Source organism: Paenibacillus tritici, from assembly GCF_013204885.1.
Taxonomy (GTDB): Bacteria; Bacillota; Bacilli; order Paenibacillales; family Paenibacillaceae; genus Paenibacillus_AQ; species Paenibacillus_AQ tritici.
This window is the reverse complement of sequence record NZ_JABMKX010000009.1, coordinates 41,705-56,234: the sequence shown is the minus strand read 5'-3', so window position 1 is coordinate 56,234 and position 14,530 is coordinate 41,705. Positions and strand designations below refer to the sequence as shown.

Below are 14,530 nucleotides of genomic sequence, written 5' to 3'. Positions count from 1 at the left end.
CTACACCACCTCCGCTTCCGAATAAGAACCGTTGACTCCGCTAATGATCCGGCTGCGCTGATTCCAGCTCATCGGGGCCAGCCCGCTGTCCAGGGCAACCATATCAATGGCACCATCTGCCGGGCAGACAATCGAACACAGATTGCAGCCTACACAATCCTCCTCGCGTACTTGCAGAATGGCCTTGCCCTCCGCATTCGTCAGCATGTCGATACATTGATGCGAGGCGTCCTCACAGGCAATATGGCACTTATTGCAGTTGATGCAGTTCTCCTCGTTGATCCGTGCAACCACCTTATAGTTGAGGTCAAGATCGCCCCAGTTAGAATACCTGGGCACCGATTGGCCGATCAGCTCTGTGACCGAAGCCAGCCCCTTCCCGTCCAGGTAATGGTTCAGCCCGTCGATCATCTCTTCCACAATTCTGAAGCCATGATGCATAACGGCTGTACAGACCTGAATCCCTGTCGAGCCCATCAGCATGAATTCTACGACATCCTGCCAGGTGGAGATGCCGCCAATGCCGGAGATCGGCACACCGACTTCACGGTCACGGGCACATTCGGCCACCATGCTGAGGGCAATCGGCTTGACCGCCGGGCCACAATAGCCGCCGTGCGCCCCCTGGCCGCCGACATTCGGAATCGTGTTCCAGCTATGGATATCCACTCCGGCCAGGCTGTTGATCGTGTTGATCAGGCTGATCGCATCCGCGCCGCCCTTGACGGCATGACGGGCCACGACGGTAATGTCGGTGATATTCGGCGTGAGCTTCACGATGACCGGCGTGGTGGCCACTTCCTTCACCCAGGCTGTCTGCGCCAGCACCAGATCAGGCTGCTGGCCGGAAGCCGCGCCCATTCCGCGCTCGGCCATGCCGTGCGGACAGCCGAAGTTCAGCTCCAGGCCGTCTACGCCGATAGCCTCGACACGCTTGACAATCTCATGCCACTTCTCCCGCTTCGGCTCCACCATCAGGGAGGCGATAATCGTGTGGTCCGGGAATCTTCGCTTCGTCTCATAGATCTCCTTCAGGTTGACCTCCAGCGGACGGTCGGTAATCAGCTCGATATTGTTGAACCCCGCTACACGCTGTCCGCCGAAATGAACGGCGGCAAACCGCGCAGAGGTATTGATGACCGGCTCGCCCAGCGTCTTCCACACCGCGCCTCCCCAGCCTGCTTCGAACGCACGCTGCACCTGATAACCGGTATTGGTAGGCGGCGCAGAGGCCAGCCAGAACGGATTCGGTGACTTGATGCCTGCAAAATCAATACTGAGATCTGCCATGGATATTCCCTCCCTGTCCTATGAAATCCGCTCTATACAGCTGAGCCAACCACGCTGTCCGGATAGCCGGACCACTTCTTCATAATCGCCCGGGCGACATCCTTGCCCTGTCGGGCTGCGGACACCACCATAGCCTCCCCGCCCGAGCCTGCGCCGAAGACAATATCCCCGGCGGCATAGATCTGCGGATCAGAGGTGCGGCCGGTCTGCGCATCAATCTTCACCACACCCCGGTCATGCTCAAGTCCCAGCGCTTCAATGAGTCCCACCCGCCGCTTCTGTCCGATGGCCACTACTACAGCGTCCACCGGCAGCAGGAATTCCGAGCCCTCTACCGGCATTGGAGCAAGGCGCCCATCCGGCCCGGTCTCGCCGGTAAGCTTCATCTGCACACATTCCAGGGCCGTGACATTCCCCAGCTCATCGCCGATGATCCGCTTCGGCAAGGTCAGCCAGTTGAATTCTACGCCCTCCTGCTTGGCGAATTCATATTCAAAATCATACGCCGTCATCTCCCCGCGGGTACGGCGGTACACCATCTTCACATTCGCAGCGCCGAGCCGTACCGAGCAGGTAGCGGCATCAATCGCCGTATTGCCTGCCCCGATGACAGCCACACGCCGGCCCATCAGCTCCAGGGCAGGAATCCCGGTCTTCGTGGTCTCCACCAGCTCGATCGCATCATAGACACCGGACAGCCTCTCGCCTTCGATGCCCAGCGGAGGGACATAACCCATTCCGGCGGCCAGCACAATGGCATCATACCCGGCCTTCAGCTCCTCCACCGAGACATCCACACCCACCTTCATTCCCGTGCGGATCTCTACGCCCAGCTTCTCCACCTGCTCCACTTCCCAGAGGGAGATGGCCTGCGGCAGCCGGAAGGATACGATTCCGTGGGTATCAAGGCCGCCAGCCAGCGGCTTCGCTTCATAGATCACCACCCGGAAGCCTTCCCGTGCCAGCTCTCTGGCAGCAGACAGACCTGCCGGTCCGCCGCCGATTACGGCAACGCTCACACCGTTAGGCTCCCCCGCCCGGAAGAGCTGAACCCCGCTGTGCATCGCCCAGTCCGTGGCATAGCGCTGGAGCAGGCCAATCTGAATCGGCTCCGATACATCATTCAGCACGCAGGCCCCCTCGCACAGCTCCTCCGTCGGACAGACCCGGGCGCAGCTCGCACCGACAGGATTGGAGTCCATGATCGTCTGGGCCGAACCTCTCAGATTGTCCGTAGCGATTCTTCGGATGAAGGAAGGGATGTTGATGCTGGTGGGGCAGGCCTTGATACATGGCGCATCATAACAATACAGACAGCGGTTGGATTCCTCGATTGCCCCCTTGCGGGTAAGCCCCGGCTCTGCCTCGGCAAAGTTACGCATGAACATGTCAGGAGTGAATGTCGTTAACGGTGAAGTACGCTCCATCGGGTATCCCTCCTTTTGTATGAGTAGCTTCCACTTTCGAACCAACTTTGTGTTATATAATATAACATTATTACGATGATCGCCTTAATATTTTACTTACTTGTCAGGATTATTGTAGTAAAATGAACTTCAGTCCAATAAAATCTTAATCACACTCCATTTAAAGTCATGTTTACTGACACATCATATTCAAACTATAGTCAATTCGTTTTTTCGTTACACTAGACAGATTGTCTAATTTCAAAAGCCTATTTTTTACCTGTGAGAAGGGTCTGAGAACGGAGAGACTGGCAGAACACGCAGCTATAGAACTATGTTAACGAGGGGGAAGCTTATGGATTGGGAACTTGTATTTACGATCCGCGATGCGCTGAAGCGGCCGCTCTTCACAGATGCCGAGCTGATCGGGGGAAGCAACGGCCTGAACCGGACCGTCCGCTGGGTGCATGTGCTGGAGAGCGCTAGCCTGGAGAGCCTGATTCACGGGGAAGAGATGATTCTGACCACCGGAATGAGCGCAAGCACGGACCTGTCCGCCGCCTTGTCCTTCCTGCAGAATCTGATCAACAAGAATGCCGCCTGCCTGTGTATTGAGCTGGGAGAATGGTTCAGCGAAATTCCGCAGGAGATGATGGAGCTCGCCGACCTGCACGACTTTCCGCTGATCCAGTTCACCCGCACCGTACGTTTCGTAGACATTACGCTCGACCTGCATTCCCTCATCATCAACCGCCATCACCGTATGCTGCAGGAGCTGGAGAGCATCTCCCGGGAATTCCACCGGCTGACGCTGACCTCGCAAGGAACCGTTAAGGTCCTGCAATTATTATGCAAAAGCACCCGCACACAGCTCCTCTATATGCAGTTGCAGGGCAAACCGCTGTTCTTCCCGGCGCTGGCGCCCGAGGAGCAGCAGCCGCTGCTGGACTTCTTCGAGACCTTCCGGGAAGAGATGGAGGGCGCCCAGCCCGATGCCGCCCCTAAGCTCCGCGAATACGGCCAGAAGACCATTGCCGTGAAGCCGGTCGGGGCGCTGGACCAGACCTGGGCCTATATCCTGATGGTAAGCCAGCATAAGCCGCAGGAATTCGACTGTCTGCTGCTGGATTCCGCCTCCCTGTCCATCGCCCAGGAGCTGCTGCGCACGCGGTATATGGAGGAACGGAAGCTTTTCTCGGAGAATCTGTGGGTGGATGAGCTGGTCGGGGGACGTTACCCGGATGAGCACCGGCTGAAGGGACTGATCGGGCCCGACTTCAACCTGGTCAATGAGCTGCCCTACAGGGTGTGCCTGATCGAGATTGAGAATCCCCGTGACGTCAGATGGAACAGCTCGGAGAATGACTGGGAATCCATTACCTTTCACCTCTCGCTCGTTCTGCGCTCTATCTTCGAGAAGTATTCCCTCCGGCCGCTGATTACCCTGAAGAACAACCGGCTGACCGTCATTGCGCTGGATCTCCAGTCCAAGCTGCCCGGGAAGCTGCGCCTGCAGCAGGCACTGGATGCCCTGCAGCATATCCGTGCAGATGAGAAGCTGAAGGACCTGCAGCTCGTCACCGGAGTCAGCAAGTCCCACAGAGGTCTGAAGCATGCCCATGCCGGATACCAGGAAGCCGTACAAGCGCTGTCTCTCTATTCTTGTTACCAGAAGCCGGTCCTCATGTATGAGGAATTGGGCGTCTTCCAGCTGCTGCTGAGCCTGAACGACGGCAAGACGCTGGAGAGCTTCATCCGCAGCTATCTCGGCCCGCTGATTGATCACGACGAGGCGAAGGGCAGCGAGCTGCTGCTGACCCTGCGCGTCTATCTCGACCACGACGGCTCGAAGCAGATCGCCGCCCGCAGCCTGTTCATCGTACGGCAATCGCTCTACTACCGGCTGGACAAAATCACCGAGCTGCTCGGCGAGGACTTCATGCTCCCGGAGAACCGGATCTCCATTCAGGTTGCCCTGCGGGCTTACCAGTTCCTGTACCCGGAGAAGTTCACTCTGCCCAGCTCCCGTTCAGCACAGCTGTGAAGGTATTGATAATGAACTGTATATCTTCATCTGTCGAGGATAACGGAGGAGCGAAGGTGAGGACGTTGTTGAAGCCCGCCACCGTATCCCCGTTCTTGCCGATGATCAGCCCTTTGGATTTACATTCCGCGATAATCCCCTTGACGATGCCAAGGTCAGCGGGCTGCTTGGTGGCCTTATCCGCCACCAGCTCGATGCCGATCACCAGGCCGAAGCTGCGGATATCGCCTACCAGCCTGTGATCCCGCAGGCTGGCGAACTCATCTGTCAGCCTGCGGCCCAGAAGCTCCGCGCGTTCGACCAGCTTCTCCTGCTCCAGTATCTCCAGGTTGCGCAGCGCGAGCGCGCAGGCAGCCGGATTGCCGCCGAAGGTGTTCACATGACGGAAGTGTCCGTAATCATCGCTGTTGTCCTTGAAGGCCTCATAGATCTCCTTGCGCACAGCGGTGGCCGACAAGGGCAGATAGGCACTCGTCAGGCCCTTCGCCATCGTCACAATATCGGGCTTCATCCCGAAGTTGTGGTGTCCGAACCTGCGGCCGGACCGCCCGAAGCCGCAGATCACCTCGTCGATAATCAGCAGCACGCCGTGGGTACGGCAGATCTGCTGGACCCGGTCCATATAGACCTGATGCGGCACAATTACACCGCCTCCGGTAATCACCGGCTCCATAATGACCGCCGCCACAGACTCTGCACCTTCCCAGACGATCATATCTTCAATCGCCTGCGCACACTGGAGGTTGAACGCTTCTTCCGTCATCCCGTCCGGACGGCGGTAGCTGTCGGGGGGCGCCACATGCAGGAAGCCGCCGCTGAGCGGCTCATATTTGTATTTGCGCTGGGCCTGCCCGGTTGCCGCCAGGGAACCGAGCGAGCTTCCGTGATAACCCCGGTAGCGGGCAATGAATTTATGGCGGTGAGGCTGGCCGGTCTGCTGCTGGTACTGGCGGGCGATTTTGAAGGCTGCTTCATTGGCCTCCGAACCGCTGTTGGAGAAGAAGATGACATACTCCTCCCCCAGCCATTCATTCAGCTTCTCGGCTAAGGCAATCGCCGGCATATGGCTCTGGGTCAGCGGGAAATAAGGCAGGGCCAGCAGCTGGTTGTACGCCGCCTCCGCCAGCTCCTTGCGCCCGTACCCCACATTTACGCACCACAGCCCGGACATCCCGTCCAGATAAGAATTGCCGTCAATATCGGTAACCCAGGAGCCGCTGGCGGAGGCCGCAATCATCGGCGGATTCTGTTCACTGTAAGGGGTCATGCTATGCCACAAATACTGCTGATCCTTCTTAACCGCCTGCCCGCTGTCCTTGCCCAGACTCTGCACGGCACTCACTCCTCTCGGCATTCCTATCCTTTAGTAACGTGCGGTGACCATTTTCTTGCGGGTATAGAATTCAACGCCGTCACGGCCGCCCACATGCAGATCCCCATAGAATGACTTCTTGTACCCCGAGAAGGGGAAGAACGCCATCGGCGCAGGCACGCCCAGATTAACGCCCAGCATTCCGGCATCGGTCTCTTCACGGAACTCACGGACCGCCTTGGCGCTGTCGGTATAGATGCAGGCTCCATTGGCAAAAGAGGACTCATTCGTCACCGCTATCGCCTCCGCCAGGTCCTTCACGCGCACCACCGCCAGCAGCGGTGCGAAAATCTCGTCACGCCAGATCGCCATGCCCGGCTGCACATGGTCGAAGATCGTCGGGCCGAGGAAGTAGCCGCTGCCGGAGGCTGCAGCATCCTTCCGTCCGTCCCGGACCAATTCCGCCTGCTCGGCCAGCCCCGTCTCAATGTAGGCCATGGTGCGGTCTTTATTCGATTGCCGGATGACCGGCCCCAGGAACACACCGTCTTCCTTGCCGTCCCCAATCTTCAGCCCGTCGGCTGCGGCAACAATCCGGCTCACCAGCTCATCGGCTATCTCCTCCTGCACAACAACCACGGAACAGGCCATGCAACGTTCACCCGCCGAGCCGAAGGCTGCGGAGATGATGTTCTTCACCGCATGGTCCAGATCGGCATCCGGCAGCACAATCGAATGATTCTTGGCTCCGGCCAGCGCCTGAACCCGTTTGCCATGCGCCGTCCCTTCCTTATATACATACTCGGCCACCGGCTGCGAGCCGACGAAGGTAATTGCCTTCACCGCTTCATGCGCAAGCAGGCCATTCACCACCTCATGCGCCCCATGCACCACATTCAGCACCCCCGGCGGGAAGCCCGCCTCGGCGAACAGCTCCGCCAGCCGGTTCACCAGCAGCGGCGTCCGCTCAGAGGGCTTAAGTACAAAAGTATTGCCGCAGGCCACCGCCAGCGGGAACATCCAGCAGGGCACCATCATCGGGAAGTTGAACGGCGCGATGCCGCCCACAACTCCCAGGGGATAACGGAACATGCCGGACTCTACGCCTGTCGCGATATCCGGGAGCTGACTGCCCATCATCAGCGTAGGAATGCCGGCGGCGAATTCCACGCATTCAATGCCGCGCTGCACCTCACCCAGCGCTTCCTCCAGGCTTTTGCCGTTCTCCAGTGTAATCAGCTCTGCCAGCTCCCTCCAGTGCTGCACCAGCAGCTGCTGGTACTGGAAGAAGTAGCGGGCCCGGCGCGGGACGGCCACTCTTTTCCATGAGCTATAGGCTTCGGAAGCCGCCTGCACTGCTGCATCCAGCTCCTCGCGGCTGGAGATCGGCACATAGGCGATCACTTCACCCGTTGCCGGATTGAACACTTCTTCCTGCTGCCCGGACGAGGACTCCACCCAAGCCCCGTTGACATAGTTCTTCACTGTACCGGCCTGCCCGATAAGCAGAGACATGGTCTGCACCTCTTTCCCTGTTTATTTGGCCGCCATTTCCACAATTTCGTTCGTATATGCCGTATTCATATCGGCCGCTGTCTTGATGACACCGAATTTAAGCGCAATATCGGCGGTCTGCTGGAACGCGGCCGCATCTGTATAACCCAGCTTGGAAGCATCGAAGCCCTCCGGCTGGATCAGCTTGGCAACCTCCGTCATCATTGTGAGCTGATGCTCCCTGGTCGTACTGCCCTCCTCCGCAAGCTTCATCACACTATCCACCGCCGCTTCCGGGTCCGCTATCGCATCCGCCCAGCCCTTCAGGGAGGCACGGACGAACTTGGCGGCCGTCTCCTTGTTGGCTTCCAGCCATTCCTTATTGGCGAACAGATTATCTTCAAGCATCGCCACACCCTCATCATTCATGTCGATCACGCTTAGCACCTCGGCCTTGATGCCCGACTCCAGCACCACCTGGTATTCGTTATAAGTCATAGCCGAAGCAGCATCAAGCTCACCGCCGAGGAACTGGTCCATCGTGAAGCCCTGCTTGGTGAAGTTCAGATCCTTGCCCGAATCCAGCTTATATTTATCAAAAAGCGCCAGGATCTCAAACTCATTCCCGCCCATCCAGTTGCCAACCTTCTTGCCCTTCAGGTCAGCTGGTGTAGTAATGCCCGCTTCCTTCTTGGATACCAGCACCAGCCCGCTCTTCTGGAAGATCTGGGCGATCTGCACCAGTGGCATCTCCTGCTCCTGGCTGGTCAGCAGGCTCGCTACCCAGTCCACACCGATGTCGGCTGAACCGCCGGCCACCTGCTGCTCAGGCACGATATCCGGACCGCCCGGCAGAATCTCAACCTTCAGTCCCTCTGCGGCATAATAACCTTTGTCCTGCGCCAGGAAGTAGCCTGCGAACTGGGCCTGCGGCACCCATTTGAGCTGAAGCTTCACGGTTACCGGCTCCGCTCCCGGTTCTGCGGATGCTGCCGGTTCCGGCGCGCTTGCCGCATTCCCTCCCGTGGCTTCCGCCGCCGGAGTATTGGCGGCATTATTGCCGCCGCAGCCCGCAAGTAACGCCATCAGCATGAGGAACGATGCCACCCATAACCCGCCACGTAATTTGCCCTGTTGACCTCTCATCATAGCAACTCCCCCACCAATCAAGTTTTGGTATTCCTGCCTAACACAGCACGGTTACACTCTTGTTGCTCTATACACACGCTCATGCGGTGACGGCTTCTCTCTATTCCGTCAGTGCACAAGCTGGATGTAACAGGTACACGGTTACCGGCATTACGCACGCCGGGAGGGGTGCCACTTGATGAATACTCTCTCCAGCCGTTCAACCACCAGGTAAAAGATAACTCCCGCTATGGCCGCAAGCACGATGCAGGACCAGCCCAGCGGCATCTTCGCCACCTTGATCGAGTTCGAGAGCAGATAACCCAGCCCCCGCGAGGAGAAGAAGAACTCCCCCACAATCGCTCCAATCATACTGGCCGTGGTATTGATCTTCAGAGCAGTGAACACATATGGCAGACTGTTCTGAATCCGCAGATGGCGGAATACCGCAGGTTTGCCTGCCGCATAGGAATGCATCAGATCCAGCGCCAGCGGGTCAACAGCGGCCATGCCCTTGTAGGCATTGATCGCCATCGCCGCCATCGTGGTCGCGGTAACAATCGCAGCCCTTGAGCCGATGCCGTCTCCGAACCACAGGTTCATGATGGGCGCGAGCGCCACAATCGGCACGGCATTCAGCGCAGCTACCATGCTCAGGCTGCCTCCGCCCCAGCGGGGCCAGGCCGTTGCCGCCAGGGCAATCAGAAAGCCGCAGCCCGAGCCGATCAGCATACCAAGGACAGCTTCAGCGAGGGTATATCCGGTGTAGGAGAGCAGCAGACTGAGATTGTCCCGCATCGCTTCAGCAATGGCGGAAGGCAGCGGCAGCTGATACTTCTTCAGATCGAAGAGGCGGTGGAACACCTGAACCTCCCACAGCACCAGGAATATCACCCCGGCCAGGAGGGGAAGAAGGATTCCGGGATTCAGTAGCTGCAAGGGACGGCGGGGATTCTTTTGTCTCCCCGGTTCCGATGAAATCCGGTTGTTAGATGCAGGGTTTGGAGCAGCATCCGCTTCAGTGCCGGCAGAAGTAATGAATGGGATATCCCGTACAGAATTGCTTGCCATCAGCGGCTCCCTCCTTGGGGACGGAACTCCGGCTGCCAGGGGGCTACCAGACGTTCTACCAGACTCATCAGCCCGTAGCTTGCCATGCCGAGCAGGGCGCCGACCAGGACCGTGGACCAGAACATGTAGGTATGGGAGGGGCCGTAGTAGAGATTACGGAGCATAAGGACGCCGATTCCGTGCTGCGCACCCATCAGCTCAACGAGAATAGCACCCGTTACAGCCAGCGGCGCAGCAATCTTCAGCCCGCTGAACAATCCGGGCAGCGCGGCCGGGAACCGCAGCTTCCAGTAGACAGCCCATGGCTTGGCGGCATAGGAATGCATCAGCTCCAGTGCAGAGAGGTCCACACTCCGCAGGCCGCGCAGCATGTTAAGCGCCACCGGGAAGAAGGTGATATAGCCGGAGATGAGAATCCGCGATACCTGTTCATCCCGCACAATGCCGTAAATAATCGGCGCAAGGCCCAGAATAGGAATCATCTGGGAAGCAACTGCATAGGGGAAGGCCAGCTGCTCTATCGTCCGGGACAGGCTCATCAGCACGGCCAGCAGCACTCCTGAGAGCGCTCCGATCAGGAAGCCCACCCCGGCGTTGCCGAAGGTGGCTCCCCCTTCCCGGAGAAGTGTAACACTGTACTTCCACAAGGCGGACGCCACCTCATGGACATAAGGCAGCTTGGACTGGGCCAGCGGCGTCTTCGCTATACTCAGCAGCCACCAGGAGACCGCCTCCCACAGAACCAGCAGGCCGGAGATCCAGACGAACAGCGGCAGCACACGCCCCCGCATAAATGCACGGTTCAGCTTCATGCCTACACCCCTTCGAAGCTGCCGCGGATACGCGCGATCAGTTCAAAGAATTCCGGGGCGTTCCTCATCTCCGCCGTACGCGGACGCGGCAGCGGAATGTCTACAACCGCCGAGAGTCTTCCCGGATGCGGAGATAACACGAATACTCTGTCCGACAGGAAAATGGATTCGGGAATGCTATGGGTCACGAAGACGATGGTGCTCTGTACCTTGCTCCAGACGGCGAGCAGCTCTTCATTCAGCCGCTCCCGCGTGAATTCATCCAGCGCCGAGAAGGGTTCATCCATGAGCAGAATTTCCGGCTCCATCGACAGTGCCCTGGCTATGGCTACGCGCTGCTGCATCCCCCCGCTGAGCTGCCAGGGATACTTGTCTGCGAATCCCTGCAGGCCGACGAGATCAAGCAGCTCCAGCGCTTTATCCTCACGGACGGATTTCTTGACCCCAAGCAGCTCCAGCGGCAGCGTGATATTGTGCCTGACCTTCCGCCAGTCATACAGCACGGGACTTTGAAAGACAATCCCGTATTTCTGGGCCAGCCTGGCCTCTCTGGCACTTTTACCGGCTACTCGAATCCGGCCCGCCGTTGGTGTTATAAGATCTGCCATCAGCCTCAGCAGGGTAGTCTTTCCGCAGCCCGAGGGACCCAGCAGGGAGACGAATTCCCCTTTGGCAATATCGAGACTCACCTGATGCAAGGCCAGCACATCCGCCGTATCCGTCCGGTAACGCATTTCAACATGATCCAGCTGGATCTCAGGAATTTCTGTTGCTATTAATGACATCTCCCGTTCCCCCTCCACGCCTGAATCTATTTAATGTCAAATAACCTATCTCAACAACCTTATTCATCGTGTATTTCCCTGATTCATGTAGGATTAATTAACATGTTACACTTTGCGCTCCATTCCCACATTAGACAAAGCGTAACATTGAGGCTGTGAAATTCCGTCACTTTGTCTAGGGGCCGCTGGCAGTGTAAATAATAGAGCATTGTGCCGATAAAAATAGTAACCATTTACCACCCGTAAACACCCGGCGCACCCCGCTGTTCCAGACCGGCCATCCCATGTCATCTATGCGGATGTGTGATATCATTTAACTGCATCTATAGTACTGTATCTAATCCTTTGTTCAGGAGACCATCACAATGTCCAATGCTCATCCCAACACATGGAGGCGCGCCCCATGGAATCCATGATTTCCAATTACATCATCATCGTCTCCATCTCCGGTGTGCTGAGCGCATTGCTCGCCCTGTTTGCTTTTTACAGGAAGACCGATTTCACGGGACTTAACGCCTTCATCATCAGCTCCGCTGCTTCGGCGGTATATACCTTCGCCTTCGCTCTTGAACTCTCTGGAAGCTCGATGGAAGAAATTAAGTTCTGGATCAAGCTGGAGTATCTCGGAATGCCCTATATCGCCCCTTCCAGCCTGCTGATGATTATGCACTTCGTAGGTCTGGAGCGGCTAGTCTCCAAAAAACTGCTGGTCCTCCTATACTCGGTCCCCCTGGTCTCCAGCGTGCTTGTCTGGACCAACGACGCCCATCACCTGTTCTATCAGTCCATCTATTTCCGGGAAGGCGCGCCTACGCCGCTGGTGGACATAGTAATGGGCCCCTGGTATATCGTGCAAGGCAGTCTGACCTTCGGGTGTATGCTCGCCGGGATGTGTCTGATTCTCTGGCGCTGGGGCCGGATGAGACGGGCTTATCTGCGGCAGATGCTGATCATTTTCGTCGGGCAGTTCCTTCCCGCCCTCGGAGCTTTCCTCTACCTGATGGACCTGACCCCGTATGGAATGGACCCTGTGCCAGTGGTGATGAGCGTAACCTCGGCTCTCTATATATGGGCCATTCTCTCCCGGGGGATGCTGACCGCCGCACCGATTGCCCGCGAGAATCTGTTCGAGAGCATGCGTGACGGCGTACTGGTCACCGACCTCTCCGACAAGCTTGTAGACTATAACCGGGCGGCTGCCGAGATGCTGCAGGATCTGGATGCCTCGGCCATCGGCCGCCCGCTGGCCCAGCTGTTCCTGCCTGCGGGCAAGGAGGCTGTCGATTATGTGATGAATTCCAATCCGCAGGACAGTGACGAGCAGGAGATTGTCTGGCATATCGGCACAGAGATCCGTTACTATCAGATCCGTTCCTCTCCGGTGCAGAAGCAAGGCGGGCATCTGGCCGGGCGGATGATCATGCTGATTGATGTGACAGAACGCACCTTACTCCAGGAAAAGCTGCTGCAGCTGGCCACCATCGACAGCCTGACCGGCATCTACAACCGGACTCACTTCATGGAGCTGAGCCGGCAGCGGCTGAAGGAAGCCGCCGAAGCGGCCGCCCCCTTCTCGATCATCCTGCTGGATATTGACTTCTTCAAGAGCATTAATGACCGCTATGGGCATCAGATTGGAGATATGGCATTGCAGCATGTAGTAGGGGTATGCCGCCTTCATGTGCGGGAGGAGGATGTCTTCGGACGGTATGGAGGCGAGGAATTCGTCTTGAGCCTGCCGGGAACGGCCTTGAAGCAAGCCGCCCTGATCTCCGAGCAGATGCGCAGGGATATCGAACAGAGCACCTTCTCCACGCTGACCGGAGCGATCCGTGTCACGGCAAGCTTCGGTGTGGCCGAGGCCTTCCGCCACCCTATATCGCTCGAAGAGCTGCTCTCCGAAGCCGACCACGCGCTCTACTCCTCCAAGGGGAACGGCCGCAATACCGTCCACCTGTCCAGCGGCTCCTCCATCACCAGGTTCAAGCCTATGTGATGGAGGCTGCTTCTGAACCTGGCGTCCCCTGGGCACCTCCCTCCCCATTTCTGCATAAGGTAACAGAATAAAAGACATTCCGCCGGGTATATCTGCCTGCTCTTTTGGTGATAACAGCACCCATAGCAGCCTTTTTACTCACGGCACTGGTATCCAATCCTTTCCTTATGCCACTCTAATATCCGCCGTGCAGCTCTTGCGATTGTTTGCCTTGTGGGGTTTTCAGTTTAATAAGAGTTAGCCGATCCGCTCGGCCGAAATTCAGGCATATGTGAAACGGAGGGGGTACTATGATTAAGATTGGGCTAACCGGCTTCGGAGACCACGAGGAGCTGTACGGCAAAATCAAACCTGCCGACCGCCTGCCCGCCTACAGCGCCTATTTTCCCATCGTAGAAATTGACAGCTCCTTCTATGCGGTTCAACCGGTCAAAAATTACGAAAAGTGGGTCAATCAGACGCCAGATACATTCAAATTCATTGTGAAGGCCTATCAGGGTATGACCGGACATCTCCGGGGCAAAAAAAATTACTATGATACACCGGAGGAGATGTACCAGGCTTTCCATACCTCCATCGCCCCGGTCCGTTCCGCGGGGAAGCTGGCTATGGCCCTGTTTCAATTCCCGCCCTGGTTCGACTGCACCAAGGACAATGTGGATTTCCTGCGTGAAGCGAAGGAGCGGCTGCTGGATGTGCCCGCCGCCATCGAATTCCGCAATGATTCCTGGTACAGCCCTGACATGCGCGCCAGAACACTCCAATTCCTGGAGCAGGAGGGCTGGGTTCATACGATAGCCGATGAACCGCAGGCCGGTTCAGGCTCGATCCCGATTGTGCCTGTTGCCACCCGGCCGGATCTAACCTATGTAAGACTGCACGGCCGCAACACTTCAGGCTGGAACCAGAGCAGCCACCCGGATTGGCGTAAGCTGCGCTATCTGTACCGCTACAGCACCGCAGAGCTGACGGAATGGCGTGACCGGCTGCTGGAGCTGGAGCAGACCTGTAAGGATATTTATGTGGTTTTCAATAATAATTCTGCCGGGGATGCCACTCCCAATGCCCTGGAGCTGCAATCGCTGCTCGGCATCGACGGCGGATTGGCTCCGCGCCAGCTGGACTTGTTCACCTGATGTACAGAGGTCTACATATATCTCTCATACTCCTTGCTGAGGTTCCAGAACTGCCG

Annotated in this window: 11 protein-coding genes; 3 read left to right on the top strand and 8 right to left on the bottom strand. The window is 57.5% G+C overall.

Annotation, left to right across the window (positions count from 1 at the left end; translation table 11 throughout):
* Positions 1-1,290, bottom strand: coding sequence for an NAD-dependent dihydropyrimidine dehydrogenase subunit PreA (preA, locus tag HQN87_RS17095; RefSeq protein WP_173135914.1), 1,290 nt, complete (start codon positions 1,288-1,290; stop codon positions 1-3).
* Between the two features lie 32 nt (positions 1,291-1,322).
* Complete coding sequence (locus tag HQN87_RS17090) at positions 1,323-2,717, bottom strand: NAD(P)-dependent oxidoreductase (protein ID WP_173135913.1); 1,395 nt, start codon at positions 2,715-2,717, stop codon at positions 1,323-1,325.
* A 334-nt stretch (positions 2,718-3,051) separates the two neighbouring features.
* Between HQN87_RS17090 and HQN87_RS17085 the strand changes: the two genes are divergently transcribed.
* On the top strand, positions 3,052-4,740 hold the full coding sequence (locus HQN87_RS17085; protein WP_173135911.1) for a PucR family transcriptional regulator: 1,689 nt from the start codon (positions 3,052-3,054) through the stop codon (positions 4,738-4,740).
* On the opposite strand, the gene HQN87_RS17080 is transcribed toward HQN87_RS17085, so the two are convergent.
* The 6 genes from HQN87_RS17080 to HQN87_RS17055 form a co-directional block, all read right to left on the bottom strand.
* Positions 4,706-6,094, bottom strand: coding sequence for an aspartate aminotransferase family protein (locus HQN87_RS17080; protein ID WP_173135909.1), 1,389 nt, complete (start codon positions 6,092-6,094; stop codon positions 4,706-4,708). The two genes, HQN87_RS17085 and HQN87_RS17080, sit on opposite strands and share 35 nt — an antisense overlap.
* 9 nt (positions 6,095-6,103) lie before the next feature.
* Positions 6,104-7,567 (bottom strand): CoA-acylating methylmalonate-semialdehyde dehydrogenase, encoded by a 1,464-nt coding sequence (locus HQN87_RS17075; RefSeq protein WP_173135907.1) that lies wholly within the window; start codon positions 7,565-7,567, stop codon positions 6,104-6,106.
* Between the two features lie 21 nt (positions 7,568-7,588).
* Positions 7,589-8,695, bottom strand: coding sequence for an ABC transporter substrate-binding protein (locus tag HQN87_RS17070; RefSeq protein ID WP_367272739.1), 1,107 nt, complete (start codon positions 8,693-8,695; stop codon positions 7,589-7,591).
* A 150-nt stretch (positions 8,696-8,845) separates the two neighbouring features.
* Positions 8,846-9,745 carry an ABC transporter permease gene (locus HQN87_RS17065; RefSeq protein ID WP_173135905.1) on the bottom strand — a complete coding sequence of 300 codons (900 nt, stop codon included), beginning with the start codon at positions 9,743-9,745 and terminating at the stop codon, positions 8,846-8,848.
* Positions 9,745-10,557 (bottom strand): ABC transporter permease, encoded by an 813-nt coding sequence (locus HQN87_RS17060; protein ID WP_173135903.1) that lies wholly within the window; start codon positions 10,555-10,557, stop codon positions 9,745-9,747. Before HQN87_RS17060 ends, HQN87_RS17065 begins: the two co-directional genes overlap by 1 nt.
* A gap of 2 nt (positions 10,558-10,559) precedes the next feature.
* On the bottom strand, positions 10,560-11,342 hold the full coding sequence (locus tag HQN87_RS17055; protein WP_173135901.1) for an ABC transporter ATP-binding protein: 783 nt from the start codon (positions 11,340-11,342) through the stop codon (positions 10,560-10,562).
* Positions 11,343-11,745: 403 nt separating this feature from the next.
* On the opposite strand from HQN87_RS17055, the gene HQN87_RS17050 reads away from it, so the two are divergent.
* Positions 11,746-13,338 (top strand): histidine kinase N-terminal 7TM domain-containing diguanylate cyclase, encoded by a 1,593-nt coding sequence (locus tag HQN87_RS17050; RefSeq protein WP_173135899.1) that lies wholly within the window; start codon positions 11,746-11,748, stop codon positions 13,336-13,338.
* Between the two features lie 290 nt (positions 13,339-13,628).
* The gene (locus HQN87_RS17045; RefSeq protein WP_173135897.1) at positions 13,629-14,474 is read left to right on the top strand and encodes a DUF72 domain-containing protein; all 846 of its coding nucleotides are present in this window, start codon (positions 13,629-13,631) and stop codon (positions 14,472-14,474) included.
* The last annotated feature ends 56 nt before the right edge of the window (positions 14,475-14,530 follow it).